The sequence below is a fragment of the Microbacterium sp. NPDC077663 genome, assembly GCF_044542795.1.
GTDB lineage: Bacteria > Actinomycetota > Actinomycetes > Actinomycetales > Microbacteriaceae > Microbacterium.
The window spans coordinates 1,298,647-1,325,474 of record NZ_JBITVE010000001.1 but is presented as its reverse complement, the minus strand read 5'-3'; the positions used below and the strand labels follow the sequence as shown (position 1 = coordinate 1,325,474).

Annotated in this window: 24 protein-coding genes; 16 read left to right on the top strand and 8 right to left on the bottom strand. The window is 68.8% G+C overall.

Annotation, left to right across the window (positions count from 1 at the left end):
- Nucleotides 1-37 precede the first annotated feature (37 nt).
- From ACIGEP_RS06530 to uvrB, 4 genes are read left to right on the top strand one after another with little or no spacing between them, the layout of a single operon-like run.
- The gene (locus ACIGEP_RS06530; protein WP_396661027.1) at nucleotides 38-1,672 is read left to right on the top strand and encodes a sensor histidine kinase; all 1,635 of its coding nucleotides are present in this window, start codon (nucleotides 38-40) and stop codon (nucleotides 1,670-1,672) included.
- Nucleotides 1,669-2,856, top strand: a complete 1,188-nt coding sequence (locus tag ACIGEP_RS06525; protein WP_396660778.1) for a diguanylate cyclase — start codon at nucleotides 1,669-1,671, stop codon at nucleotides 2,854-2,856. The genes ACIGEP_RS06530 and ACIGEP_RS06525 overlap by 4 nt, the downstream gene beginning before the upstream one ends.
- Before the next feature lie 21 nt (nucleotides 2,857-2,877).
- Complete coding sequence (gene coaE / locus ACIGEP_RS06520; RefSeq protein WP_396660777.1) at nucleotides 2,878-3,474, top strand: dephospho-CoA kinase; 597 nt, start codon at nucleotides 2,878-2,880, stop codon at nucleotides 3,472-3,474.
- A gap of 59 nt (nucleotides 3,475-3,533) precedes the next feature.
- Nucleotides 3,534-5,615, top strand: coding sequence for an excinuclease ABC subunit UvrB (uvrB, locus tag ACIGEP_RS06515; protein WP_396660776.1), 2,082 nt, complete (start codon nucleotides 3,534-3,536; stop codon nucleotides 5,613-5,615).
- Between the two features lie 6 nt (nucleotides 5,616-5,621).
- Here uvrB and ACIGEP_RS06510 read toward each other — a convergent pair whose 3' ends face one another.
- A complete protein-coding gene (locus ACIGEP_RS06510) occupies nucleotides 5,622-5,858 on the bottom strand; it encodes a hypothetical protein (RefSeq protein ID WP_396660775.1) in 237 nt (78 codons plus the stop codon).
- 40 nt (nucleotides 5,859-5,898) lie between these two features.
- Between ACIGEP_RS06510 and ACIGEP_RS06505 the strand changes: the two genes are divergently transcribed.
- The 11 genes from ACIGEP_RS06505 to ACIGEP_RS06455 all read left to right on the top strand — a co-directional run bounded on the left by ACIGEP_RS06505 (nucleotide 5,899) and on the right by ACIGEP_RS06455 (nucleotide 17,728).
- Nucleotides 5,899-6,339: a MarR family winged helix-turn-helix transcriptional regulator gene (locus ACIGEP_RS06505; protein WP_396660774.1), complete on the top strand. Its 441-nt coding sequence runs from the start codon at nucleotides 5,899-5,901 to the stop codon at nucleotides 6,337-6,339.
- Between the two features lie 54 nt (nucleotides 6,340-6,393).
- Nucleotides 6,394-9,279: an excinuclease ABC subunit UvrA gene (uvrA, locus tag ACIGEP_RS06500; protein WP_396660773.1), complete on the top strand. Its 2,886-nt coding sequence runs from the start codon at nucleotides 6,394-6,396 to the stop codon at nucleotides 9,277-9,279.
- A gap of 1 nt (nucleotide 9,280) precedes the next feature.
- Nucleotides 9,281-11,200 carry an excinuclease ABC subunit UvrC gene (uvrC, locus tag ACIGEP_RS06495; protein ID WP_396660772.1) on the top strand — a complete coding sequence of 640 codons (1,920 nt, stop codon included), beginning with the start codon at nucleotides 9,281-9,283 and terminating at the stop codon, nucleotides 11,198-11,200.
- Nucleotides 11,201-11,233: 33 nt separating this feature from the next.
- On the top strand, nucleotides 11,234-12,106 hold the full coding sequence (rapZ, locus tag ACIGEP_RS06490) for an RNase adapter RapZ (protein ID WP_396661026.1): 873 nt from the start codon (nucleotides 11,234-11,236) through the stop codon (nucleotides 12,104-12,106).
- 55 nt (nucleotides 12,107-12,161) lie between these two features.
- Nucleotides 12,162-13,139 carry a DNA-binding protein WhiA gene (gene whiA, locus ACIGEP_RS06485; RefSeq protein WP_396660771.1) on the top strand — a complete coding sequence of 326 codons (978 nt, stop codon included), beginning with the start codon at nucleotides 12,162-12,164 and terminating at the stop codon, nucleotides 13,137-13,139.
- 113 nt (nucleotides 13,140-13,252) lie between these two features.
- Complete coding sequence (locus ACIGEP_RS06480) at nucleotides 13,253-13,879, top strand: superoxide dismutase (protein WP_065570773.1); 627 nt, start codon at nucleotides 13,253-13,255, stop codon at nucleotides 13,877-13,879.
- A gap of 137 nt (nucleotides 13,880-14,016) precedes the next feature.
- Entirely contained in the window at nucleotides 14,017-15,027 is a 1,011-nt protein-coding gene (gene gap, locus ACIGEP_RS06475; protein WP_064002296.1) for a type I glyceraldehyde-3-phosphate dehydrogenase, read from the top strand.
- Between the two features lie 2 nt (nucleotides 15,028-15,029).
- Complete coding sequence (locus tag ACIGEP_RS06470; protein WP_396660770.1) at nucleotides 15,030-16,247, top strand: phosphoglycerate kinase; 1,218 nt, start codon at nucleotides 15,030-15,032, stop codon at nucleotides 16,245-16,247.
- Nucleotides 16,235-17,026 (top strand): triose-phosphate isomerase, encoded by a 792-nt coding sequence (gene tpiA / locus ACIGEP_RS06465; protein ID WP_396660769.1) that lies wholly within the window; start codon nucleotides 16,235-16,237, stop codon nucleotides 17,024-17,026. Before ACIGEP_RS06470 ends, tpiA begins: the two co-directional genes overlap by 13 nt.
- Before the next feature lie 97 nt (nucleotides 17,027-17,123).
- On the top strand, nucleotides 17,124-17,372 hold the full coding sequence (gene secG / locus ACIGEP_RS06460; RefSeq protein WP_251580534.1) for a preprotein translocase subunit SecG: 249 nt from the start codon (nucleotides 17,124-17,126) through the stop codon (nucleotides 17,370-17,372).
- Nucleotides 17,372-17,728 carry an RNA polymerase-binding protein RbpA gene (locus tag ACIGEP_RS06455; protein ID WP_064002292.1) on the top strand — a complete coding sequence of 119 codons (357 nt, stop codon included), beginning with the start codon at nucleotides 17,372-17,374 and terminating at the stop codon, nucleotides 17,726-17,728. The genes secG and ACIGEP_RS06455 overlap by 1 nt, the downstream gene beginning before the upstream one ends.
- Before the next feature lie 36 nt (nucleotides 17,729-17,764).
- On the opposite strand, the gene pgl is transcribed toward ACIGEP_RS06455, so the two are convergent.
- The 5 genes from pgl to tkt are packed head-to-tail and all read right to left on the bottom strand — an operon-like array spanning nucleotide 17,765 to nucleotide 24,222.
- Nucleotides 17,765-18,544: a 6-phosphogluconolactonase gene (gene pgl, locus ACIGEP_RS06450; RefSeq protein WP_396660768.1), complete on the bottom strand. Its 780-nt coding sequence runs from the start codon at nucleotides 18,542-18,544 to the stop codon at nucleotides 17,765-17,767.
- Nucleotides 18,545-18,551: 7 nt separating this feature from the next.
- Nucleotides 18,552-19,484, bottom strand: a complete 933-nt coding sequence (locus tag ACIGEP_RS06445; protein ID WP_396660767.1) for a glucose-6-phosphate dehydrogenase assembly protein OpcA — start codon at nucleotides 19,482-19,484, stop codon at nucleotides 18,552-18,554.
- Complete coding sequence (gene zwf / locus ACIGEP_RS06440; RefSeq protein WP_396660766.1) at nucleotides 19,481-21,028, bottom strand: glucose-6-phosphate dehydrogenase; 1,548 nt, start codon at nucleotides 21,026-21,028, stop codon at nucleotides 19,481-19,483. Before zwf ends, ACIGEP_RS06445 begins: the two co-directional genes overlap by 4 nt.
- A gap of 3 nt (nucleotides 21,029-21,031) precedes the next feature.
- Complete coding sequence (tal, locus tag ACIGEP_RS06435; protein WP_396660765.1) at nucleotides 21,032-22,144, bottom strand: transaldolase; 1,113 nt, start codon at nucleotides 22,142-22,144, stop codon at nucleotides 21,032-21,034.
- Nucleotides 22,141-24,222 (bottom strand): transketolase, encoded by a 2,082-nt coding sequence (gene tkt, locus ACIGEP_RS06430; RefSeq protein ID WP_396660764.1) that lies wholly within the window; start codon nucleotides 24,220-24,222, stop codon nucleotides 22,141-22,143. Before tkt ends, tal begins: the two co-directional genes overlap by 4 nt.
- Before the next feature lie 221 nt (nucleotides 24,223-24,443).
- Between tkt and ACIGEP_RS06425 the strand changes: the two genes are divergently transcribed.
- A complete protein-coding gene (locus tag ACIGEP_RS06425; RefSeq protein ID WP_396660763.1) occupies nucleotides 24,444-25,370 on the top strand; it encodes a heme o synthase in 927 nt (308 codons plus the stop codon).
- A gap of 22 nt (nucleotides 25,371-25,392) precedes the next feature.
- Here the strand turns inward: ACIGEP_RS06425 and ACIGEP_RS06420 are convergent, their stop codons facing one another.
- Together ACIGEP_RS06420 and ACIGEP_RS06415 are read right to left on the bottom strand one after the other, a co-directional pair.
- Nucleotides 25,393-25,803: a dinucleotide-utilizing enzyme gene (locus ACIGEP_RS06420; RefSeq protein ID WP_396660762.1), complete on the bottom strand. Its 411-nt coding sequence runs from the start codon at nucleotides 25,801-25,803 to the stop codon at nucleotides 25,393-25,395.
- An 85-nt stretch (nucleotides 25,804-25,888) separates the two neighbouring features.
- Nucleotides 25,889-26,806, bottom strand: a complete 918-nt coding sequence (locus tag ACIGEP_RS06415) for a heme A synthase (protein WP_396660761.1) — start codon at nucleotides 26,804-26,806, stop codon at nucleotides 25,889-25,891.
- Nucleotides 26,807-26,828 lie beyond the last annotated feature (22 nt).

The following is a 26,828-nucleotide window of genomic DNA, read 5'->3' as shown; positions in this document are numbered from 1 at the left end:
GCCCACACCCGGCGCCGGCTGGGCGCCCCGCCCGCGTGTGCCTTTGACGGAGCTGCGCGATCGCGTCGTCGCGAACAATCAGATCCTGCTGACGGCGATCGTCGCGGGCATCTTTCTCTCCGGCTTCCCCGGCGGATGGATCGCACAGGCCTCCTCCTTCGCGGCCGGTGTCGTGCTGGTCGTGATCGCCGCGCTCGCCAGCCTGGCCGTTCCGTGGTCCCGCATCCCGCCGTCCTGGGTCGCGGTCGTCCCGCTGGTGGACATCGTCGCGATCGGACTGATGCGGACCTCCGACGTGCCCGGGATCGCTCTGCTCTGGGCGTTCCCCACGATGTGGCTCTCGAGCCTGGGGCGGGTCTGGCTGATCGTCGCCTGCGTGGGATCGATCAGCTCCTACTGGATCGCGCTCGCCTTGGCCCCCTCGTTCGAGTTCACGTGGGGGATCATCGTCCTGCCCGCCGTGGTCATCGCGATCGGGGTCACCACCTACAACGGCACGCGTCGTTTCGAAGCGCAGCGCAGCCTGCTCGACAAGCAGAACATCCGCCTGGCGGCCGCCCTGCGGCACGCCAGTCGGCAGGAGCAGCTGCTCACCGAGGTCCTCGACACGGTCGACTTCGGGGTGCTCCGTGTCGGCGCCGACGGCGAGATCACCTTCGTCAACGACGCCCTCGGCAAGTTCCAGCAGCGCATCCCGAGCTTCGGGCGTATCGGCGCCACACAGGAGATCTACGCCGCCGACGGCGAGACACCTCTCTCTCCCGATGAGCGACCGCTCGCCCGGATCCTCCGGGGCGACGTCTTCAGCGACCTGGTCGTCTGGTTCCCCGTCTCCGACTCGCGACGCGCCGCGATCAGCCTGACCGCCCGGCGGATGAAGGATGCCGACGGCCGGCCCGCCGGCATCGTCCTGGTCGCCCGCGACGTCACCGAGGAGCGCACCGCCCTCAAAGCCCGGGACAGCCTCGTCGCATCGGTCTCCCACGAGCTGCGGACGCCGTTGACGTCGATCATCGGGTATCTCGAGCTCGTCCTCGACAACGACGACCTCCCCCCGGCTGTCGCGCGCCAGGTCGACGTCGCCTACCGCAACAGCGAACGCCTCCTCGGGATCGTGTCGGGCATCCTCGCCGCCTCGACGGCGTCGCGGATGTCAGTCGAGGTCACCGTCTCGCCGCAGGAGACCGATCTCGCCGAGGTGGTGGCGGCCGCGGCATCCGATCTCGGACCCGTGGCACGCGAGCGGGCGATCCGGATCGACACCAGCGATCTGCTGCAGACACCGGCGTACATCGACGCCGCGCGGGTCCGACAGGTCGCCGACAACCTGCTGAGCAACGCGATCAAGTTCAACCGCGACGGCGGCACGATCTCGGTGGGCTCGTCGACCGACGGCCGGCACTCCTGGTTCCTCGTCCGCGACAGCGGGATCGGGCTCTCTTCCGAGGATCAGGAGCGCGTCTTCGAGCGGTTCTTCCGTGCCGAGAGCGGGGTGCCGGGCACCGGGCTCGGACTCGCGATCAGTCGCGAGATCGTGCGGGCGCACGGCGGCGACATCACGGTGACCTCGACGCTCGGGTTGGGGACGACCTTCATGGTGCGGCTGCCCGCCACGTCGCAGACGGCGAGCGACGGTGGCGCGCGCGCTGGGTCGGGGGACGACGAGCGATGATCATGGACCTCTTCTCGGTGACCGTCATGACGGCCATCGTCGCGCTGACGGCCGCGGGGATCTTCGTCGTGGAGACGCTTCGTCGCCGCGACACGGGCGCGGGGCGCCTCTGGGCCGTCGGCTACCTGTGCGGCACCGCGACGACCTTCGCGTACATCTCGTGGGCGTCGGGCATCGGGGGAGCTGTCGCGATCGCGATCGGGAACGCGTCGTTCGCGCTGACCCCCGCCTTCATCTGGCTGGGGAACCGACGTTTCAACGACCGCCCCATCACATGGTCCTCCGTGACCGTCGCTGTCCTCGCGGTCGCGACGTTCCTCGCCGCCGTGATCCGCGTCCCCGTCGACGGCAGCTGGGGCGGGTGGCCGGTGATGGTCGTCACCATCGTCGGGCTGTTCGCTGCGGGGGGAGTGGAGGCGCTGCGGCGTCCGATGGGGCGGGTCGGCAACGCGCGCCTGTTCGCCCTCGTGCTCCTCGCCGCAGCCGTCTACTACGCCGCCCGGCTGGTCGCGTTCCTCGTTGACGGCCCCGACGGCGAGTTCTTCACGGCGTGGTTCGGGTCGGTCTCGGCCAACATCGCGACCGTCGTGCTGACCATGGTCGCCGTCGTCGTGACCTCGATCCTGCGCTCGACCAAGAGTGCGACGCACCGGTTCGAATGGTTGAGCGAGAACGGTGTCGCGGCCGACGGCGTGATGCTGACCGGGACGTACCGTGACGCTCTCCGTGACGTCGCCGAACGGGCGAGCTGGCGCCAGGAGCTGCTCAGCGTCGTCGTCGTGGGCATCGACGGCATGGAGGAGATGGCGGCGGCATTCGGGTCGGATGCCGCGGACGAGCTCGCGGCGCAGTGGCGCCGTTCCGTGCGCCGCCACGCGCCCGCCTCGGCGTTCGTCGGGGAGGACGGCGACGCGACGCTGTCGGTGTGCGTCGTGTCCAGCACGGCGGCGGAAGCCCGACGGCAGGCGGCGGCCATCTACCGCGGATGCATCGATGATCTCGCCGGCAACCCGACAGGGCTGCTGCCGATCGTGGGTATCGGTGTCGCGCTGACCGAGACGGTGGGGTACGAGCCAGAGACCCTCCTCAACGCCGCGCGCGCCGCCGCGGTGCGTGCCTCGCGCAGCCTCGAGGCGTCGGTGCTGTTCGGCGGTATCGAGGACGGCGGACCGGCTCGCGAGTAATGCCCGTGGCATCCTCGGAGGGTGACACTCATCGCATTGACCGGCGGCATCGCCTCCGGGAAGTCCACGATCTCACGCCGACTCGCCGAGCACGGCGCGGTGGTCGTCGACGCGGATGGCATCGTCCGCGAGGTGCAGCAGCCGGGATCCCCGGTGCTCGACGACATCGCGGCCACGTTCGGTGACGACGTGCTCACGGAGGCGGGCGAACTTGATCGCCCCCGGCTGGCGGCGCGGGTCTTCGGCGACGAAGATGCCGTGCGTCGTCTGAACGCGATCGTCCACCCCGCGGTCCGTGTCGAGTCCGCCGCGCGCTTCGCCGCCGCGCAGGCAGCCGACCCCGATGCGATCGTCGTCTACGACGTCCCCCTGCTGCTGGAGGCTCGGGCGGAGGACCCCTGGGAGCTCGTCGTCGTCGCGCATGCGCCCGTCGAGCTGCGTCGGGAGCGGCTCGTGTCGCTCCGGGGCATGAGCCCCGCCGAGGCCGACGCCCGCATCGCGTCGCAGGTGGACGATGCGCGCCGGCTCGCGATCGCCGACGTCGTCATCGACACGTCGGGCACGATGGAGGAGACGGTCGCGCAGGTGGACGCGCTCTGGCGCCGACTGACCGTCTGAGACCCACGCCGACGGCGAACGCCGGAGCCGGTGTCGGAGGCCACGCCTACGCTGGAATCATGCAGACCACCCGATCCGTCCGACCGTTCGAGGTCGTCAGCGAGTACGTCCCGAGCGGTGACCAGCCGCAGGCGATCGCCGACCTCGCCGCCCGCATCAACGCGGGCGAGACCGATGTCGTTCTGCTCGGTGCGACGGGTACCGGCAAGTCGGCGACGACCGCCTGGCTCATCGAGCAGGTGCAGCGTCCCACCCTCGTGCTCGCGCACAACAAGACGCTCGCGGCGCAGCTCGCGAACGAGTTCCGCGACCTCATGCCCCACAACGCGGTCGAGTACTTCGTCAGCTACTACGACTACTACCAGCCCGAGGCGTACGTCCCGCAGACGGACACCTTCATCGAGAAGGACTCGTCCATCAACGCCGAGGTGGAGCGGTTGCGTCACTCCACGACCAACTCGTTGCTGAGCCGTCGTGATGTGGTCGTCGTCTCCACCGTGTCCTGCATCTACGGTCTCGGCGCGCCCGAGGAGTACCTGCGCGCCATGGTCGCCCTGCAGGTGGGGGAGCGGTACGACCGCGACGCGCTCATCCGCAAGTTCATCGCGATGCAGTACAACCGCAACGACGTCGACTTCTCGCGCGGCAACTTCCGCGTCCGCGGCGACACGATCGAGATCATCCCGGTGTACGAGGAGTACGCGGTGCGCATCGAGCTCTTCGGCGACGAGATCGAGGCGCTGTACATGCTGCACCCGCTCACCGGCGACGTGGTCCAGAAGCTCGAGAGCGTGCCGATCTTCCCGGCATCCCACTACGTCGCCGGTACGGAGACGGTCCAGCGTGCGATCGGCACGATCGAGCACGAGCTCGAGGAGCGCCTCAAGGAGTTCGAGTCGCAGGGCAAGCTGCTCGAGGCCCAGCGACTGCGCATGCGCACGTCGTTCGATCTCGAGATGCTGCAGCAGCTCGGATTCTGCTCGGGCATCGAGAACTACTCCCGTCACCTCGATGGACGGATGCCGGGCGAGGCGCCGCACACCCTCCTCGACTTCTTCCCCGACGACTTCCTGCTGGTCATCGACGAGTCGCACGTCACGGTTCCGCAGATCGGCGCGATGTACGAGGGGGATGCCTCCCGCAAGCGCACGCTGGTCGACCATGGCTTCCGGCTGCCGAGCGCGATGGACAACCGTCCGCTCCGGTTCGACGAGTTCAAGCAGCGGATCGGGCAGACGGTGTACCTGTCGGCGACGCCGGGGCGCTACGAGATGGGTATCGCCGACGGGATCGTCGAGCAGATCATCCGTCCGACGGGCCTCATCGACCCCGAGATCATCGTCAAGCCGTCGAAGGGGCAGATCGACGATCTGCTCGAGGAGATCCGCATCCGTGTCCAGAAGGACGAACGCGTCCTCGTGACGACACTGACGAAGAAGATGGCCGAGGAGCTCACCGACTTCCTCGGCGAGCACGGCGTGCGCGTGCGCTACCTCCACTCCGATGTCGACACCCTCCGACGGGTGGAGCTGCTGACCGAGCTGCGCCAGGGAGTGTACGACGTGCTGGTGGGCATCAACCTGCTCCGGGAGGGTCTCGACCTTCCCGAAGTGTCCCTCGTCGCGATCCTGGATGCCGACAAGGAGGGCTTCCTGCGGTCGGGGACGTCCCTCATCCAGACCATCGGCCGTGCGGCGCGAAACGTCTCGGGCCAGGTCCACATGTACGCCGACAAGATCACCGATTCGATGGCGGCTGCCATCGAGGAGACCGAGCGGCGTCGTGAGAAGCAGATCGCCTACAACCTCGAGAACGGCATCGATCCGCAGCCGCTGCGCAAGAAGATCGCGGACATCACGGATGCCCTCGCTCGCGAAGCGAGCGACACGCGCGACATGATGGACAGCCGGAGCAAGGGAAAGACCAAGTCCGGCAAGGGCAAGAGCCCGACTCCGCAGTTGCGGCGAGAGGGGATCGCGGCCGAGGGGGCGAACCAGCTCGAGGCGACGATCGAAGACCTCACGCGTCAGATGCTCGCGGCAGCCGACGAACTGAAGTTCGAGCTCGCCGGGCGCCTGCGCGACGAGGTGCAGGACCTCAAGAAGGAGCTGCGGGCCATGGAACGGGCCGGTCACGCCTGACGCCGGTCAGGGGCAGTGCATCAGCGGGCGCTCGCCCGAGCGGTCGAAGGTGTGCGTCGACATCGGGTGGCCGCACAGTGGGCATGCCCGCTCGCTTCGGATCGGCTCGGGCTCGGTCTCGTAGGGGCCGACCGACGCGGGACCCGCGTACCGGATGAGTCGGCTGTTCCACCAGCGGTAGAACCCGCCGGCGGCGCGGATCCGTTCCCGCAGCGGGAGACGTGACTCCTGTTCGGCATCCATAATGATTAGTGTACTAACTATTAGGACAAGGAGGGTGTGAGTGGACGAGGACATCCTGAAGCTGGAGAGCCAGCTCTGCTTCGCCATCGTGACCGCCGCGCGCAACGTCGTCTCGATCTATCGACCCGTCCTCGAACCCCTCGGCCTCACGCACCCGCAGTACCTCGTGATGCTCGCGCTGTGGGAGAGGGCGCCGCAGTCACTCTCCGAGCTGGCGACCGCCCTCGCCGTCGAGCCCGCCACTCTGTCGCCGACCATCAAGCGGCTCGAGGCGCAGGGGCGGGTCGTCCGGCGCCGGCGCCCCGCGGACGAGCGTGTGCTCGACATCGCGTTGACCGACGAAGGCACGGCGCTTCGAGAGCGCGCCCTGGACGTGCCGCGGCAGATCATGGCACGCGTCGGGCTGGGGGTCGCGGACGTCGAACGGTTGCGCGAGGGCCTTCAGCCCTTCGCGGGGAGCCGCCCGGCGCTCGAGGGCTGATCGCCGGGAGCGAAGGACGGAGCCGGTGTCGGTGGCCCAACCTAGGATTGACCGGTGCCCATCGTCCCCGTTCCCCACGCCTCCAAACTCAGTGTCCGCGGCGCGCGCGTCCACAACCTGAAGAACGTCGACCTCGAGATCCCCCGGGACTCGCTCGTCGTGTTCACCGGACTGTCCGGCTCCGGGAAGTCGAGCCTCGCGTTCGACACGATCTTCGCCGAGGGCCAGCGCCGATACATCGAGTCGCTCAGCTCGTACGCCCGCCAGTTCCTCGGACAGGTGGACCGCCCCGACGTCGACTTCATCGAGGGCCTCAGCCCGGCGGTGTCGATCGACCAGAAGTCCACGAACCGCAACCCTCGCTCGACGGTGGGCACGATCACCGAGATCAACGACTACATGCGTCTGCTGTGGGCGCGCGTCGGCGTCCCCCACTGCCCGGAATGCGGCGAGAAGATCCAGCGGCAGACGGTGCAGCAGATCGCGGATCAGCTCATGGAGCTCCCGGAGCGGACGCGCTACCAGATCGTCGCCCCCGTCGTGTCGCAGAAGAAGGGCGAGTTCGTCGACCTCTTCAAGGAGCTCTCGGCGAAGGGGTACGCCCGCGCGATCGTCGATGGGGAGTCGGTCCAGCTGGCGGAACCGCCGACGCTGAAGAAGAGCTACAAGCACGACATCGCCGTCGTCGTGGACCGCCTCGTGGCGAACCCCGACATCCTGAGCCGTGTCACCGATTCCGTGGAGACGGCGCTGGGGCTCGCCGGCGGCATCCTGCAGGTCAACTTCGTCGATGAAGAGGGGGAGGACGCCTGGCAGAGCTACAGCGAGAAGCTCGCCTGCCCCAACGGTCACGCGCTCACGCTGACGGAGATCGAGCCCCGCACGTTCTCGTTCAACGCGCCCTTCGGCGCCTGCCCCGCCTGCTCGGGACTCGGAACCCGGATGTCCGTCGACACCGAGCTGCTGCTCGGCGACGAGGAGCTCTCGATCGCCGAAGGCGTCATCGTCCCGTGGACGACGCAGGGCAAGGGGTTGTTCCAGTACTACGAGCGGCTCCTCGTCGGTCTCGCGGACGACCTGGGCTTTTCGCTCGACACCCCCTGGAAGGACCTCCCGACGGACGTGCAGGACGCTGTCCTCTCGGGGGAGAACTACAAGGTCACGGTCAAGTGGAAGAACCGCTACGGCCGTGAGATGCGGTACGCGTCGGGCTTCGAGGGTGTCATCCCCTACATCGAGCGCCAGTTCACGCAGGCCGAGACCGACACGCAGCGTCAGCGGTGGTCGGAGTTCCTGCGCGAGGTGCCCTGCCCGGTGTGCAACGGCGACCGCCTCAAGCCCGAGGTGCTCTCGGTCCTCGTGCACGGCCATTCCATCGCGGATGCGTCTCGTCTGAGCCTCGGCGAGGCGCAGCGGTTCTTCGCGCAGCTCTCGCTGACCGACCGCGAGGCGACGATCGCCGCCGCTGTGCTCCGCGAGATCCGGGCGCGACTGGACTTCCTGATCCAGGTCGGCCTCAACTACCTCAGCCTCAGCCGGGCAGCGGGCTCGCTCTCGGGCGGCGAAGCCCAGCGCATCCGTCTCGCGACCCAGATCGGGTCGGGGCTGACCGGCGTCCTCTACGTCCTCGACGAACCTTCGATCGGACTGCACCAGCGCGACAACCGTCGGCTCATCGAGACGCTCGTGCGTCTCAAGAACCTCGGCAACACGCTCGTGGTCGTCGAGCATGACGAGGAGACCATCCACGCCGCCGACTGGATCGTCGACATCGGGCCGCGAGCCGGCGTCGAAGGCGGAAACGTCGTGCACTCGGGGCCCGTCGAGCAGCTGCTGACCGACGAGGAGTCGATCACCGGTGCCTACCTGAGCGGGCGCCGCGCGATCCAGATGCCGAAGAAGCGGCGGAAGATCGACAAGAACCGTCAGCTGCGCGTCGTCGGTGCGCGCGCGAACAACCTGCAGAACGTGACGGTCGACTTCCCCCTCGGCGTCCTCACGGCCGTCACCGGGGTGAGCGGCTCCGGCAAGTCGTCGCTCGTGAACGGCATCCTCTACGAAGTCCTCGCCACGAAGCTCAACGGCGCCCGGCGGGTCGCCGGCAAGCACACGCGGGTCACCGGGCTCGAGCACCTCGACAAGGTCGTGCACGTCGATCAGGCCCCCATCGGTCGCACACCGCGCTCCAACCCCGCCACGTACACGGGCGTGTTCGACCGCATCCGTTCGCTCTTCGCCGAGACGACCGAAGCCAAGGCGCGCGGCTACCAGCCCGGTCGCTTCAGCTTCAACGTGAAGGGCGGTCGCTGCGAGGCGTGCTCGGGCGACGGCACGATCAAGATCGAGATGAACTTCCTGCCCGACGTCTACGTCGACTGCGAGGTCTGCCACGGCCAGCGATACAACCGCGACACCCTCATGGTGCACTACAAGGGCAAGAACATCGCCGAGGTGCTCGATATGCCGATCTCCGAGGCGGCCGAGTTCTTCGAGCCGATCCAGGCGATCCACCGGTACCTCAAGACGCTCGTCGACGTCGGTCTCGGCTACGTCCGCCTCGGGCAGTCGGCCACGACCCTCTCGGGCGGTGAGGCGCAGCGGGTGAAGCTCGCCACCGAGCTCCAGCGTCGCTCGAACGGACGCACCATCTACGTCCTCGACGAGCCGACGACAGGTCTGCACTTCGAAGACGTGCAGCGTCTGCTCGAGGTCCTGAACAGCCTCGTCGACAAGGGCAACTCGGTGCTCGTCATCGAGCACAACCTCGACGTGATCAAGTCCGCCGACTGGGTCATCGACCTGGGACCCGAGGGCGGCTCGGGCGGGGGGACGATCGTGGCGACGGGCACCCCGGAGCAGGTCGCCTCCGTGTCGGAGAGCCACACCGGTCAGTTCCTCGCCGAGATCCTGGAAGTGACTCCCGCGCGCAAGGCGGGCTGACGTGGCATCCGCTCTGCCGTATAAGCCGAAGCCGGGGGAGATACCCACGGATCCGGGGGTCTACCGGTTCCTGGACGCCGACGGGCGGATCCTCTACGTCGGCAAAGCCAAGAACCTGCGCGCTCGACTGTCGAACTACTTCGCGCCCCTGCACACGCTGCACGAGCGCACGCGGCGCATGGTCACGACGGCGGCGAAGGTCGAGTGGACCGTCGTGAAGACCGACATCGACTCGCTGCAGCTGGAGTACACCTGGATCCAGGAGTACTCGCCGCCCTTCAACGTCCGGTACAAGGACGACAAGTCGTACCCGTACATGGCGGTGACGCTCGCCGACGAAGCTCCACGGGTCATCGTGACGCGCAATCGCCGCATTCGCGGCGCGAAGTACTTCGGCCCCTATCCGAAGGTCTGGGCCGTCCACGACACGATCGATCAGCTCATCAAGGTGTTCCCGATCCGCACCTGCAGCGACTCGTCCTACAAGAAGGCGATGTCGACGGGCCGGCCCTGCTTTCCGGGTCAGATCGGCCGGTGCGGCGGACCGTGCTCGATGAAGGTCACCATCGCGGAGCATCGCGCGATCGTCGAGGACTTCATCGCGTTCATGTCGGGCAGCGACAAGCGGTTCACGAAGCGTCTCGAGGCGCGGATGCGCGAGGCGGCCGCCGCGATGGACTACGAAGCGGCCGCGTCGTACCGCGACAAGCTGCAGGCCCTCGACGCCGTCCTCAACCGCAGCGCCCTCGTGCTGAGCGAGGACACGGATGCCGACCTGTTCGGCGTCGCGGAGGACGAACTCTCCGCCGCCGTGCAGCACTTTGTCGTGCGCGGCGGCCGCGTCCGCGGCGTTCGCGCCACGACGATCGACAAGGAACTCGACATCTCCGGACCCGAGCTCGTCGATCAGATCCTGCAGCGCGCCTACGGTGCCGCATCCGCCGAGGACATCCCGCGACAGGTGCTCGTGCCGACCCTTCCCGACGATGCCGCCGAGCTGGAGCAGTGGCTGCAGTCGCGGCGCGGCAAGAAGGTGACGCTGCAGGTGGCGCAGCGAGGGCAGAAGGCCGACCTGATGCGCACCGCGACTCTCAACGCGCAGCAGGCGCTGATGCTGCACAAGACGCGCCGCACCAGCGACTACACGGCCCGCACGAAGGCGCTGACCGATCTGCAGGAGGCCCTCGGGATGACCGAGGCGCCGCTGCGCATCGAGTGCTTCGACATCTCGCACCTCGGTGGGACCGGCGTCGTCGCCTCGATGGTCGTGTTCGAGGACGGTCTGCCGCGGAAGGACCAGTACCGTTCGTTCTCGGTCGCCGAGACCACCGATGACACCGACTCGATGTACCAGGTGCTCACCCGGCGGCTCGCGCACATCGACCGGGACGAGGCCGAGCAGGAGGCGATCGACCCCACGGCCGACGGCGAAGTGGATGCCACACGCAAGCGCCCGCGCTTCGCCTATCGCCCTCAGTTGCTCCTCGTCGACGGCGGGCAGCCGCAGGTGCAGGCCGCCGCGCGGGCGCTGCGCGATGCCGGTCACGGGGAGATCGCCCTGTGCGGCATCGCGAAGCGGCTCGAAGAGGTGTGGCTTCCGGATGACGACTTCCCGGTGATCCTCCCGCGCACCTCTGAGGCGCTGTACCTGCTGCAGCGTCTGCGCGACGAGGCGCACCGTTTCGCCATCACGCATCAGCGCAAGAAGCGCGGTCGCGACATCACCACCGTGCTGTCGGAGGTTCCCGGCCTCGGGGCGAGTCGCATCAAGGCGCTGCTGCGCCACTTCGGCTCGGTAAGCCGCTTGAAGCAGGCGACCCCCGAGGAGATCCAGGAGCTCCCGGGCATCGGTCCCCGGCTCGCGGCCACGATACATGCGCATCTCGCCGCCGGTTCGGATGGCGTGCCCTCCGGTGGTTAGGGTGGGATGACACGCGTGGAAGGCGGGGTGCGGATGGACGGCCAGGCGGCGGGCGAGGTCCTGATCGTCACCGGCATGTCCGGAGCCGGGCGCACGACGGCGGCAAACGCTCTCGAGGACCTGGACTGGTACGTCGTCGACAACCTGCCTCCGCAGATGCTGTCGCACCTGCTCGATCTCACCGCGCTCGCCGCCGACGCGCTGCCGAAGGTCGCGGCCGTCGTCGACGTCCGAGGCCGGCAGCTGTTCGGCGAACTCCCGTCTGTGACGCGTTCGCTGCGAGACGGACGACAGCTGCGGGTCCTCTTCCTCGATGCATCCGACGATGTACTCGTCCGCCGGTTCGAAGCCGTCCGGCGCCCGCACCCCCTGCAGGGCGAGGGGACGATCCTTGACGGCATCCGTCGCGAGCGCGAGCGGGTCGCCGCCATCCGCGAGGCGGCCGATGTCATCGTCGACACGAGCGGTCTCAACATCCATCAGCTCGCGAATCGCATCGTCGACCTGTTCAGCGACGACGGAGACGCGCACCACACGGTCACCGTCATGAGCTTCGGGTTCAAGTACGGTCTGCCGCCGGACGTCGACCTGGTCGCCGACATGCGGTTCCTGCCGAATCCGTATTGGGAGCCGACGCTGCGGGCGCTGACGGGGGAGGACGACGCCGTTCGGGAGTTCGTGCTCGAGCAGGAGGGTGCGCGCGAGTTCATCGATGCGTACGCCAGCGCGCTCCATCCCGTCCTCCAGGGGTATCAACGTGAGAACAAGCGGCACTCGGTGATCGCGATCGGCTGCACCGGCGGCAAGCATCGATCCGTCGTCACGTCGTTCGAACTCGCGGAGCGGCTGGCCGCCGAACCGGGTGTGGCGGTGCGGGTCACGCACCGTGACCTGGGTCGCGAGTGACCGGTGCGCGAGTAAGCTGATCCTTTGTCCCCCTCGCCCCCACCGAAGGATCGCCGTGCCGCTGACTGCTGACGTGAAGACGGAACTCACCTCGGTGCGTGACCCGCGGCCGACCGCCCGCGTCGCAGAGCTCACCACGATCCTCCGTTTCTCGGGCGGGCTCCATTCCATCGCCGGCCGCGTCGCCGTCGAGGCCGAAGTCGAGACCGATCTGCTCGCCCGCCGCGTGGCCCGCGACCTCGTGGAGATCTACGGCGTTCGTCCCGAGCTGGCGCACGTGCAGTCCTCAGGTGCCCGTGCGGCGAACCTCGTCGCGGTGCGCGTCATCGAGGGCGGCGAGACCCTCGCTCGTCAGACCGGACTGCTCGACAACCGTCGACGCCCGGTCCGCGGACTACCGAACAAGCTCACGACCGGCGCCCGTCCCGATCTCGCGGCCGTCTGGCGCGGCGCGTTCCTCGCGGCCGGCACGCTGTCGGACCCGGGTCGGTCCGCCGCTCTGGAAGTCGCCTGCCCCTCGGGGGAGGCCGCGATGGCCCTGGTGGGTGCCGCGCACCGACTGGGCATCGCCGCCAAGGCGCGGGAGGTCCGGGGGGTGCCGCGCGTCGTCGTCCGCGACGGTGAGGCGATCCGCGCCACGCTCCTCATGATGGGGGCCCAGAAGACCGCCGCCGCGTGGGAGGAGATGCGTCAGCGCCGCGAGGTCCGCGCCGGGGTCAACCGTCTCGTCAACTTCGACGACGCCAACCTCCGACGCTCCGCTCAGGCCGCCGTCGCCGCCTGCGCCCGCGTCGAGCGTGCGCTCGAGATCCTCGGCGACACCGTTCCGCCACATCTCAAGCAGGCGGGCGACCTCCGACTCGCGCACCGCGACGCCAGCCTCGACGAACTCGGCCATCACGCCGACCCGCCGCTGACGAAGGATGCCGTCGCCGGCCGCATCCGTCGACTGCTCGCCATGGCCGACAAGAAGGCCGCGCAGGACGGTGTCCCCGATACGGAGTCCGCCGTCCCCGCCGGTCTCGAGGACTGACGGGATACATCCCCTCTTCGCGGGAAGCAACCGGGTGCCCGGCGGGTTGGCCCTCAATAGGATGAATCCGACCGGCCGCGCCGTGTGCGCGGCACCGACAGAAGGAAGAGGACATGGCGAAGTACACGCTGCCTGAGCTCCCGTACGACTACTCCGCGCTCGAACCGAGCATCAGCGGCAAGATCATGGAGCTTCACCACTCGAAGCACCACCAGGCGTACGTCACCGGAGCGAACACCGCCCTCGAGCAGCTCGCGGAGGCACGGGAGACCGGCAACCTCGCGAACGTGAACAAGCTCGAGAAGGACCTCGCGTTCAACCTCGGCGGACACGTCAACCACTCCATCTTCTGGACCAACCTGGCCCCCGCCTCGCAGGGCGGCGGCGGCGAGCCCGAGGGCGAGCTGCGCGCAGCGATCGACGAGTTCTTCGGCGGCTTCGACAAGTTCCAGGCGCACTTCACGGCGGCAGCCACCGGCATCCAGGGATCCGGCTGGGCCGTGCTCAGCTGGGACCCGATCGGCCAGCAGCTGATCATCCAGCAGCTGTTCGACCAGCAGTCGAACACGGCGCAGGGCACCGTGCCGATCTTCCAGCTCGACATGTGGGAGCACGCCTTCTACCTCGACTACCTGAACGTCAAGGCCGACTACGTCAAGGCCGCGTGGAACATCGCCAACTGGCAGAACGTCGCACAGCGTCTCGACGCCGCTCGCGAGAAGACGGCGGGCCTGCTCTAGTAGTAGGGTCGTTCACAGGTGAGGATGCCGGGCTCCTCCCGGCAACGGGGGCCGAGCCCCGGCATCCTCCCTCATTTCCAGCACATCGCGGGTCGACCCCGTCCATGGGGCGTGCGCGAAGAAAAACGGGAGACAACGTGTCTGTCAAGATCGGCATCAACGGCTTCGGCCGTATCGGACGCAACTTCCTCCGCGCGGCGCTCGCGCAGGGAGCTGACCTGGAGATCGTGGCGGTGAACGACCTCACCGACAACAAGAGCCTCGCTCATCTCCTCAAGTACGACTCGGTCGGAGGTCGCCTGGACGCCGAGGTCTCGTACACCGAGGACTCGATCACCGTGAACGGCAAGACCATCAAGGTCTTCGAAGAGCGCGACCCCGCCAACCTCCCCTGGGGCGAGCTGGGCGTCGACATCGTCATCGAGTCGACCGGCCGTTTCACCAAGGCCGCCGACGCCAAGAAGCACATCGACGGTGGCGCCAAGAAGGTCATCATCTCGGCACCCGGCACCGACGTCGACGGCACGTTCGTGATGGGTGTCAACGACGGCACCTACGACTCCGAGACGATGCACGTCATCTCGAACGCGTCCTGCACCACCAACTGCCTCGCCCCGATCGCCAAGGTCTTCAACGACAACTTCGGCATCGAGCGCGGCTTCATGATGACCGCGCACGCGTACACCGCGGACCAGAACCTCCAGGACGGCCCCCACGGCGACCTGCACCGCGCCCGCGCCGCCGCGATCAACATCGTGCCCGCCGCGACCGGCGCCGCCAAGGCCATCGGCCTCGTCCTGCCCGAGCTCAACGGCAAGCTGAGCGGTTCGTCCTACCGCGTGCCCGTCCCCACCGGCTCGATCGTCGACCTGACGGTCGTCACCCCGACGGAGGGCCTGACCGCCGAGGTCATCAACGCCGCGTTCGAGAAGGCCGCGGCCGAGGGCGAGCTCGTCGGTTACCTGAAGTACAACACCGACGCGATCGTCTCGAGCGACATCCAGCTCGACCCGCACTCCTCGGTCTTCGACGCCGGCCAGACCAACGTGTCGGGCAACCTGGTCAAGATCTCGTCGTGGTACGACAACGAGTGGGGCTACTCGAACCGTCTCGTCGACCTCACCGAGCTCGTCGCCAGCAAGCTCTGACGATGGCTCTGCGCACCCTCGATTCGCTGGGTTCGCTCGCAGGCAAGCGCGTCATCGTCCGTGTCGACTTCAACGTCCCCCTGAAGGACGGCGTCATCACGGACGATGGCCGCGTGCGTGCGGCATTGCCGACGCTGTCGGCGCTGATCGAGCAGGGTGCCCGCGTCATCGCGGTCTCCCACCTCGGCCGGCCCGACGGCGCTCCGGACGCGAAGTACAGCCTCGCCCCCGTGGCGACGCGCTTGTCCGAGTTGCTCGATAAGGACGTCGCTTTCGCGACCGACACCGTCGGCGACGCGGCCCGCGACACCGTGGCGAACCTCGCCGACGGCCAGGTCGCCGTCCTCGAGAACCTCCGCTTCAACGCGGGGGAGACCGCCAAGGACGACGCTGCACGCCGAGCCTTCGCCGAGGAGCTCGCATCGCTCGGCGACGCGCTCGTCTCGGACGGGTTCGGTGTCGTTCACCGCAAGCAGGCGTCGGTCTACGACCTCGCGGAGCTGCTGCCCTCCGCCGCCGGTCTGCTGATCGAGAAGGAGGTCGACGTCCTCGACCGCCTCACCGAGCGTCCCGAGCGTCCGTACGCGGTCGTCCTGGGCGGTTCGAAGGTCAGCGACAAGCTCGGTGTCATCGGGCACCTGCTGCCGCGCGTGGACAAGATCCTCGTCGGTGGGGGCATGCTCTTCACCTTCCTCGCCGCTCAGGGCCACAAGGTCGGCAAGAGCCTTCTCGAAGCCGATCAGCTCGACACGGTCCGCGGGTACATGGAGACGGCGCGCGAACGCGGCGTCGAGCTCGTGCTCCCCGTCGACGCCGTGATGGCCGCCGCTTTCGCCGCCGACGCCGATCACGTCGTGGCATCCGCCGACGCCCTCGAGGACACCGCCTTCGGAGCCGACGGCATGGGCCTCGACATCGGACCGAAGACGGCGGAACTCTTCGCCGACGCGATCCGCGGCGCGAAGACCGTCTTCTGGAACGGCCCGATGGGCGTGTTCGAGATGGCGGCGTTCGCCGAGGGGACGAAGACGGTCGCGCAGGCGCTGACCGAGGTCGACGGTCTGTCGGTGGTCGGCGGCGGCGACTCCGCCGCGGCCGTTCGCCAGCTCGGTTTCGACGACGACCGATTCGGCCACATCTCCACCGGTGGTGGAGCCAGCCTCGAGTTCCTCGAGGGCAAGAAGCTGCCCGGATTGGAGATCCTCGGATGGGAAGCGTGACCCGCAAGCCGCTCATTGCCGGCAACTGGAAGATGAACCTCGACCACCTGCAGGCGGTCGCGTTCGTCCAGAAGCTGCACTGGACGTTGAAGGATGCCGCACACGAGACCGACTCGGTCGAGGTCGCGGTCTTCCCGCCGTTCACCGACATCCGCACGGTGCAGACGCTCATCGACGCCGACAAGATCCCGTTCGCGCTCGGTGCGCAGGACGTGTCGACGAAGGACTCGGGCGCCTACACCGGCGAGGTCTCGGGTGCGTTCCTGAAGAAGCTGGACGTCGACTACGTCCTCATCGGGCACTCCGAGCGGCGCGAGTATCACGGCGAGACCGACGAGGTCGTCGCCGCGAAGGTTCAGGCCGCCCTGCGGCACGGGCTCGTCCCGGTGATCTGCGTCGGTGAGACGCTCGAGCAGCGCGAGGCGTCCGGCCCGACGGCCGTTTCTGTCTCGCAGCTGCGCGCGGCGCTCGAGGGCGTGTCCTCGGACGCCGACGTCGTGGTCGCCTACGAGCCGGTCTGGGCGATCGGCACCGGCCAGGTGGCCTCGCCCGAGCAGGCGCAAGAGGTGTGCGCCGCGCTCCGCAGCGTGATCGCCGAGAGCCTCGGCGACGCAGTGGCCGAGCGCACCCGCATCCTCTACGGCGGATCGGTGAAGTCCGGCAACATCGCGAGCTTCATGCGCGAGCCCGATGTCGACGGTGCCCTCGTCGGAGGCGCGAGCCTCCTGGCCGACGAGTTCGCCGCCATCATCCGGTACCAGAAGCACGTCGGCGTGTGATCGTGAACGGTGCGGCGCCTCACGGCGTCGCACCGTTCAGCCGGTATACTCGTCCGAGCGCTGAGCGACTCGGCGACCCGAAAGGCTTACAACGACTGTGGACATCCTCCAGCTTGTGCTGCAGGTGCTGCTGGGACTCACCAGCCTCCTGCTCACGCTCCTGATCCTCCTGCACAAGGGACGCGGCGGCGGCCTCTCCGACATGTTCGGCGGCGGCATGAGCTCGGCCATGGGGTCCTCCGGCCTCGCTGAGCGCAACCTCAACCGTTTCACGGTGGTGCTCGCGCTCATCTGGTTCGTCGCCATCGTCGCGCTGGGCCTCATCACCAAGTTCCAGAGCATCTGATGGCGACCGGGGGCAACGCGATCCGAGGCACCCGCGTGGGTGCCGGACCCATGGGGGAGCAGGACCACGGGCACCACGCCGACCGCGTGGCCGTCTCGTACTGGGATGCGCTCGGCAACGAGACGGTGCGCTACTTCGCCGCCGGCATCTCGGAGGAGGAGATCCCCGAGACGATCGATTCGCCGCACTCCGGCCTTCCCGCCGGTCGCGACAAGGCGAACCCGCCGGCGCTGGCCAAGACCGAGCCGTACAAGACGCACCTCGCGTACGTGAAGGAGCGCCGCACCGACGAAGAGGCGGAATCGATCCTCGACGACGCTCTCAAGCAGCTTCGGGAGCGCCGCGGTCAGGACTGATCGCCGCTCCGAACACCGATACGACCCCGGGTTCGCTCAGAACTCGGGGTCGATCAGTTCCTCGGGCACGCCCTGCGCGGCGGCCTCGTCGACGAAGAACACCGTCTGCTTACGCCCCTTGGCACCGGCCGCAGGAACGGAGTGGTAGCTGGCACCGGCCAGGGCAAGACCCAGCGCGGACGCCTTGTCCGTACCTGGGAGGACGAGCCACACCCGGCGCGACGAATTGATCACCTTGCGGGTGAGGGTGATGCGCTCCGACGGCGGCACGGGGGAGTGGCGCACCGGGAGGACGGTGTGCTCGGTGTCGGCGATCTCGCTGCGATCCGGGAACAGCGACGCGATGTGTCCGTCGGGTCCGACGCCGAGGAAGGCCAGGGTGAACCGCGGCCAGGCCTGGTCGTCGGCTGAGTAGGCCGCCAGCTCCGCCGCGTATTCGGCTGCCGCGTCGTCGTGGCTGCGCCCCGCATCGGAGGCGACGATCGGGTGGATGTTCGCGGCGGGGACGTCGATGTGGTCGAGGAACGCCGCGCGGGCCGCCGTCTCGTTCCGATCGGGGTCGCCCGAGGCGACGAAGCGCTCGTCCCCCCACCAGAAGTGGACGTTCGACCAGTCGACGTCGTGCCGACGCTCGCTCTCACCGGCGGCGTGCAGGACCGCGGTGCCCGCGTTGCCGCCGGTCAGGAGGATGTGCGTCGTCTTGCCCTCGGAGGAACGGGAGGACACCCGCTGGAAGAAGCGCTTCGCGATCCCCTCGGCCAGCGTCTGCGCGTCCGGACGGACGACGACGCGCTTCTCCGCGCGGAACTCCGACATGCGACTCCTACCTCGTGGGAGGGTCGAGGAGCTCCCACCCTTCGGTGATGACTCGACCATACAAGAGGTCGGGATCGAGACGGCGCAGCTCCTCTGCGAGGCATTCGCGCAGGGATCGCCGCGGCAGGACGATGTCGTGCGTCGGCTGTCCCGGCTGGGTGAGGGTCGCGTCGCTGGCGCTGGAGCGCTCGAGGACGATGTCGCCGGACTCCCGCGAGAGGGTGACCGAGCGGATGCCGTGGGCCCACTCCTGTTCATCCGTGTAATGCCAGTCGACGGTCACGTCGAGCTTCATCCGCAGCCACGCGGCCAGCAGGCCGGTGGAGGGCGAACTGCCGGCGCCGACGACGGTCACGGCCGTGACCGGCTCGTACGGAGGCTGGTCCAGGACGGCGGCGAGCTGCTCGCGCCAGTGGGTCAGCCTGGTCCAGGCGAGGTCGGTGTCGCCCGGGGCGTAGGCGGAGCCGAGCTGAGCCAGGCGGTCCTTCGCGAACGGCTTCGTCGAAGCATCCGTGATCCGTCGTTGCGCCATGCGACCGATGTCGGAGTGCGCGGGGGCGGCGGGCGGCTCGTCCGGCCACCAGGCCACGACGGGCGCGTCGGGGAGGAGCAGACCGTTGACGAGGCTCTCCTGGTTGCCGGCGGCGGCGCCGCGGGCACGCAGGACGACGACCTCACTCGCACCGGCGTCACCGCCCACGCGGATCTGCGCGTCGAGGCCGGTCGGGGAGTCGGGCTGGACGACGAGGACGATGACACGCATCGGGTGCTCGCGCGATGCCGCGTTGGCGGCGTCGATCGCCTCCTCGTCGAAACCGCCCGTCGAGACGATGACGAGCGTGAGGACGCGTCCGAGGGCGACCGCGCCGCCTTCCTCGCGCACACTCACGAGCTTCTTCGCGATCGTGGAGACCGTGGTGTCGGGCAGATCGACGATCATGGGCGCCTCCAGACGCGGCCGTCGCGGGCCAAGAGCTCATCGGCGGACGGGGGACCCCAGGAACCGGGGGAGTACTGCTCGAGCGGCTCGTCCTGCGTCGCCCAGAACTCCTCGACGGGGTCGAGGATGCGCCAGGACAGCTCGACCTCCTCATGGCGGGGGAACAGCGGCGGGTCGCCCAGCAGGACGTCGAGGATGAGGCGCTCGTAGGCCTCCGGGCTCGACTCCGTGAACGCGTGGCCGTAACCGAAGTCCATCGTGACGTCGCGCACCTCGTTGCCTGCGCCCGGCACCTTGGAGCCGAAGCGCAGCGTCACGCCCTCGTCGGGCTGGATGCGGATCACGAGGGCGTTCTGCCCGAGCTGCAGGGCCTGCGAGCGCAGGAACAGCAGGGGAGGCGTGTGCTTGAAGACGACGGCGATCTCGGTGACGCGGCGGCCGAGGCGCTTGCCGGTGCGCAGGTAGAACGGCACGCCGTTCCACCGGCGCGTCGCGATCTCGAGCTTGAGCGCCGCGTACGTCTCGGTGCGCGACTGCGGATCCATGCCGTCCTCGTCGAGGAAGCCGGTGACCTCCTCGCCGCCCTGCCACCCGCCGGCGTACTGTCCGCGCGCGGTCGCGGTGGACAGGTCATCGGGAAGCGTGACCGCGGCGAGCACCTTCTCCTTCTCGGCGCGGAGGTGCTCCGCGTCCAGCGAGATCGGCTCCTCCATGGCGGTCAATGCCAGGAGCTGCAACAGGTGGTTCTGGATGACGTCCCGCGCCGCGCCGATGCCGTCGTAGTACCCCGCGCGGCCGCCGACGCCGATGTCCTCGGCCATCGTGATCTGCACGTGGTCGACGTAGTTCGCGTTCCAGAGCGGCTCGTAGAGCTCGTTGGCGAAGCGCAGGGCCAGGATGTTCTGGACCGTTTCCTTGCCGAGGTAGTGGTCGATCCGGAAGATCGCGTCGGCGGGGAAAGCCACTTCGAGGGCCTCGTTCAGCTCGCGCGCGGTCTGCAGATCGCTGCCGAACGGCTTCTCGATGACGACGCGCCGCCAGGTGTCTCCGTCGGCCGTCTCGTCGACCAGCCCGGAGTCACGCAGCTGGCGCGCGACGATCGGGAAGTCCTTCGGCGGGATCGACAGGTAGAAGGCGTGGTTGCCCATGGTGCCGCGCTCGGTGTCGAGACGTTCGACCGTCTCGCGCAGGCGCGCAAAGGATGCCGCGTCGTCGAACTCGCCCTGCACGAACCGGATGCCCTGAAGCAGCTGATTCCAGGTCTCCTCGCGGAACGGCGTGCGCGCGTGCTGGCGCACGGCCTCGTAGACGACCTTCGCGAAGTCCTGGTCCTCCCAGTCGCGTCGAGCGAACCCGACGAGCGCGAAGCCCGGGGGGAGCAGCCCGCGGTTGGCCAAGTCGTAGACCGCCGGCATGAGCTTCTTGCGCGACAGGTCACCCGTCACGCCGAAGATCACGAGAGCGCTGGGTCCGGCGATGCGGTTCAGGCGGCGATCATCGGGGTCGCGGAGGGGGTTGTTCCCCCGCGAGATCTCAGCAACCATCGGTCAGCGTGCGCTGTCGAGGGCCGTGCGCACCGTGCCCTGCAGGTCGTGCCAGGAGACGATGAACTTCTCAACGCCTTCGTCTTCGAGGACCTGCGTCACGTCGACCAGGTCGACGCCGGCTGCGGCGAGTTCGTCGAAGACCCGGTGGGCGTCCTCGTACGCGCCGGCCACGGTGTCGCCCGTGATCTTCGCGTGGTCGAACGTCGCCTCGAGCGTCTTCTCGGGCATCGTGTTCACGGTGCCGGGTGCGACCAGCTCGGTCACGTACAGGGTGTCGGGGAGGGCGGGATCCTTGACGCCGGTCGAGGCCCACAGGGGACGCTGGACGTTGGCGCCGGCCGCGATGAGCTCGAGGGCGGCCGACTCGGCGAACCGCTGCTCGAACAGCTCGTAGGCGAGTCGGGCGTTGGCGATCCCCGCCTTACCCTTCAGCGCGGCAGCGGCGTTCGTGCCGATCGCCTCGAGGCGCTTGTCGACCTCGGTGTCCACGCGCGAGACGAAGAAGGACGCCACCGAGTGGATCGTGGCGATGTCGTGCCCGTTCTCCTTCGCCCGCCGCACACCCTCGAGGTAGGCGTCGATGACCGCGGCGTAGCGCTCGAGGCTGAAGATCAGGGTCACGTTGACCGAGATGCCTTCCGCCAGCACGGCGCTGATGGCCGGGAGCCCGGCGAGCGTCGCGGGGATCTTGATGAGCGTGTTCGGTCGGTCGACCTTCGCCCACAGCTCCTTCGCCTGTGCGACCGTCGCCTCGGTGTCGTGGGCGAGGTCGGGCGACACCTCGATCGAAACGCGTCCGTCGACGCCGTTCGTGCGGTCGAAGACGGGACGGAAGATGTCCGCCGCGTCGCGAACGTCGGTCGTCGTGATCTCGAAGATCGCCGTGTCGACGTCGGCACCCTGCTTCGCAAGGGCCTGCAGCGGTGCGTCGTACGAGTCGTCCTCCTTGTTGCCGATGGCGGCCTGGAAGATCGACGGGTTCGTCGTGACCCCGACGATGTCGCGGGTCTCGATCAGCTGCGCGAGGTTGCCGGTGTCGATCCGCGATCGCGAGAGGTCGTCGAGCCAGATGCTGACGCCGGCGCCGGACAGGTCCTCAGTGGGGGTGCTCATGCGTTCTCCTTGACGGTTGCGCGGGCCGCCTCGACGACCGCATCGGCGGTGACGCCGAACTTCTCGAACAGGGTCTTGTAGTCGGCGGAGGCGCCGAAGTGGTCGATGCCGACCGTGCGGCCGGTGTCGCCGACGACACCGCGCCACAGACCGGTGGCGCCTGCCTCGACGGAGACGCGCGCCTTCACGGTCGCGGGGAGGACGGACTCGCGGTAGGCGGCATCCTGCTCCGCGAACCACTCGAGGCTCGGGGCGGACACGACGCGCGCGCCGATCCCCTCGGCTGCGAGCGTCTCACGAGCGGCGACCGCCAGCTGCACCTCGGAGCCCGTCGCGATGAGGATCACGTCAGGCTGGCCCTCCGGCGCGTCGAGCAGCGTGTAGGCACCCTTCGCGACCCCTTCGGTCGTGGCGTAGCCGTTCTCGCCTCGCGGGAAGACCGCGATGTTCTGCCGGGTCAGCGCGATGCCGGTCGGTCCGCCCTGACGGCGCAGGATCTCGAGCCAGGCCGCGGCCGTCTCGTTCGCGTCCGCGGGACGGACGACCGTGAAGTTCGGGATGAGGCGCAGCGTCGCGAGCTGCTCGATCGGCTGGTGCGTCGGGCCGTCCTCACCGAGGGCGACGGAGTCGTGGGTCCACACGAACACCGAGGGGATGTTCATGAGGGCGGCCAGTCGAACCGCGGGACGCATGTAGTCGCTGAAGATCAGGAACGTCCCGCCGAACGGACGCGTGGGCCCGTGCAGCTTGATGCCGTTGACGATCGCGCCCATGGCGTGTTCGCGGATGCCGAAGTGCAGCACGCGACCATAAGGGTCGCCCGACCACTCGTGGGTCGACCACTCGGCCGGGATGAAGCTCTTGGCATCCTTGATCGTGGTCAGGTTGGACTCGGCGAGGTCGGCAGAACCGCCCCACAGCTCCGGCAGTTCGGCGGCGAGGGCGTTGATGACCAGGCCCGAGGCGGCGCGCGTCGAGACGTCCTTACCGGGCTCGAAGACCGGGAGGGCGTCGGCGATGCCGTCGGGGAGTGCCGCGGCCTCGAGGCGGTCCAGCAGCGCCTTGCGCTCCGGGTTGGCGGCGGCCCACGCGTCGAAGGACTCCTGCCAGGCCGCGCGCTCGGTGGCCGCGCGATCGGCGAGAGCGCGCGTGTGAGCGATCACGTCGTCGGCCACGACGAAGCTCTGCTCCGGGTCGAAGCCCAGGACCTTCTTGGTGGCGGCCAGCTCGTCGGCGCCGAGCGCGGACCCGTGGATCTTGCCGGTGTTCTGCTTGCCCGGAGCGGGCCACCCGATGATCGTCTTCAGGATGATCAGCGAGGGCTTTGCCGTCTCGGCCTTGGCCGCCTCGATGGCCGCGTACAGGGCGGCCACGTCTTCGACGTATTCGCCCGTCTTCTTCCAGTCGACCGTCTGGACCTGCCAGCCGTACGCCTCGTAGCGCTTCTGCACGTCCTCGGTGAACGCGACGTTCGTGTCGTCCTCGATCGAGATCTGGTTCGAGTCGTAGAGCGCGATCAGATTGCCGAGCTGCTGGTGGCCGGCGAGCGAACCGGCTTCGGCGGTCACACCCTCCTGCAGGTCGCCGTCGCCCGCGATCACGAAGACATGGTGGTCGAACGGGGACGTGCCCGCCTCGGCCTCAGGGTCGAACAGGCCGCGCTCGTAACGGGCGGCGTAGGCGAAGCCGACGGCGGAGGCGAGGCCCTGACCCAGGGGACCGGTGGTGATCTCGACGCCCTTGGTGTGTCCGTACTCGGGGTGACCCGGGGTCAGCGACCCCCAGGTGCGGAGAGCCTGGAGGTCGTCGAGCTCGAGTCCGAACCCGCCGAGGTAGAGCTGGACGTACTGGGTGAGCGACGAGTGGCCCGCCGAGAGGATGAATCGATCGCGACCGAGCCAGTGGGTGTCGGTCGGGTCGTGACGGAGCACCCGCTGGTACAGCAGGTAGGCCGCGGGCGCGAGGCTCATGGCAGTGCCGGGATGGCCGTTGCCGACCTTCTCGACGGCGTCCGCCGCCAGTACGCGCGCGGTGTCCACCGCACGCCGATCGATCTCGTCCCAAACCAGCTCTGACACCTGAAAAGCCTTTCGTCGGTGAGTCCGCGCGGACGTCCGCTCTTCAGGAAGGAGGAGGGGTGCCCGGCGCCGGGATTTTCAGCATATCGACCTGAGCCCCCCGCCGAGGCCGGGTCGTCGCTGTGTGACGTGCGCTCTGAGCGAAGCGGCGGACAGGCCCGCAGAAACCGGCCAGCGGGTCATGGCGTAGACTCGTCCGGACGACCAAGACGGCAGGGGCGATGGCACTCACGGACACTGGCGCGCGCGCATCCGCGCCCGCTCGACAGTCGTTCGGCCGCACCCTCCGCGCCTACGTCCAGCTGACGAAGCCGCGCGTTCTCGAGCTTCTGCTGGTCACGACCATCCCGGTGATGTTCCTCGCGGCCGACGGACTGCCCAACCTGTGGCTGATCCTCGCCACGGTCGTCGGCGGTGCCATGAGCGCGGGGTCTGCGGCATCCTTCAACATGTATCTCGATCGCGACATCGACGCGCACATGAAGCGGACCGAGAAGCGTCCTCTCGTCACGGGCGAGGTCACGCCGCGCGGTGCGCTCATCTTCTCGTGGGCGCTGGCGATCGCCTCGACGGCCTGGCTGTGGGTGTTCACCAACTGGGTGGCCGCAGCCCTCAGCGCGGGCGCCATCTTCTTCTACGTCGTGATCTACACGATGCTGCTGAAGCGCCGCACCGAGCAGAACATCGTGTGGGGCGGCATCGCGGGCTGCTTCCCGGTCATCATCGGGTGGTCGGCGGTCACGGAGTCGCTGTCGTGGACTCCGTTCGTCCTCTTCCTGCTGGTCTTCCTCTGGACGCCGCCGCACTACTGGCCGCTCTCGATGAAGTACAAGGGCGACTACGCCGAGGTCGATGTCCCGATGCTCGGGGCGACCCGCAACGGCGCCCAGGTGGGGCTCCAGGTCATCCTGTACGCGTGGGCCACGGTGGCGAGCTCGCTGCTGCTGATCCCCGTCGCACCCATGGGTCTCGTCTACACCGCATCCGCCCTGGTGCTGGGCGGATGGTTCATCTACGAGTCGCACGTCCTCTACGCACGTGCGGTCCGCGGCGAGAAGGTCCGACCGATGCGCGTCTTCCACGCATCGATCACGTACCTGACGCTGCTGTTCGTCGCGATCGCGATCGACCCGCTGCTGCCCTTCTGACGCAACGGGCCGACCGCTGCGATCAGCGTGCGGCGCCGTCGAGGACGGGCTGCGGCGTCGTGCCGGACGGGTCCTCCACGGACGATGCCGGAGAGTCCTGCGTCACGGTGTCTTCCGGCGTGGTCTCGTCGGCGTCGTGCTCCTCGGGCGCGGCGACCTGGGAAGCCGGCGTCACGGCGAACGCGCGGAGTGCGCCGAGCGTGAACGCGAGCAGCAGGCCGATCGCACCGACGCCGACGAGGATCGCGCCGAGGACCGCCCAGATCTGGCCGACGTAGACGTCCACTCCGGTCGCGGTGCCGGCGGTCAGCGCCGTCTCCATCTTCGCGAGCTTGTCCATGAGGACGACGCCGCCGGCGGCTCCGGATGCGAGCGAGCCGGCCACGAGCAGCCAGAATGGGATGCTGCGGGTCAGGCGGGGGCGGGTGTTCATCGAATCTCCTCGGGGTCGAGGCCGTCCGGTCTCGGACGACCCGGGCCACTGTTGCTGGCCCACCCTGACGCGACCGATGTGCCGCCTATGAGATTTCGGTGTGCGCCGGCGCCTTCAGTCGCAGGACGACCACGGTCATCGCGGCGGCCGTGAGGGCGGCGAGCACCATATGGATGCCGACGGCGAGTTCGGGCAGGCCGTTGCGCGCCTGGTAGAGCCCGACGGCGATCTGCACGGCTTCGACGGCCAGCAGGACGGTCACCCACCGGCGGGGGCGCAGGCTCCGGCGCCACGCCGTCACGGCGAGGGTCACCGTCAGCGCGAGCAGGGCGTACCCGGGCCAGGCGTGCACGTGCTCGAGGATCTCGGCGTTGAAGCCGTTGCGCCCGGCTGCGGCGTCACCCGAGTGAGGGCCGGCGCCGGTCGTGAGCACGCCGAACGCGATCGTGAGGGCGAGGACGCCCGTCGTCAGGTGGGTCAGTCGTGCGTACCACGCGGGAACGGCGCGCGCGCGGGGGCCGGCAGGCTCACCGAGGCGGACGAGGAAAGCGGCGCAGACGCACACGAGTACGAGTGACACCACGTAGTGGAATCCCACGATGAAGGGGTTCAGGCCGGTGAGGACCGTGATGCCGCCGACGATCGCCTGCGCGATCACGCCGCCCAGCACGATCAGGGCGAGGACGAAGAGGTCGCGGCGTGTCCGCCGCATCCGCCAGACCAGGACGACGACGGCGAGCGCCAGGATGCCGACGAGGCCGGTCAGCGTGCGGTTGCCGAACTCGATGACGCCGTGGATCCCCATCTCGGGAGTCGCCACGAGCGAGTCCGCCGTGCAGGTCGGCCACGTCGGGCAGCCGAGACCGGACCCGGTCAGGCGGACGGCGCCGCCCGTTCCGATGATGAGGGTCTCGGCGAGGAACGACAGCCACGCGACGACGCGAAGGAGGCGCGGGACCCGGGTCGTGGGCGGGGCGGTCGGTGTCGACGCGGTGATCAGCATGGGGGTCGCCTCCGGGCGAGGG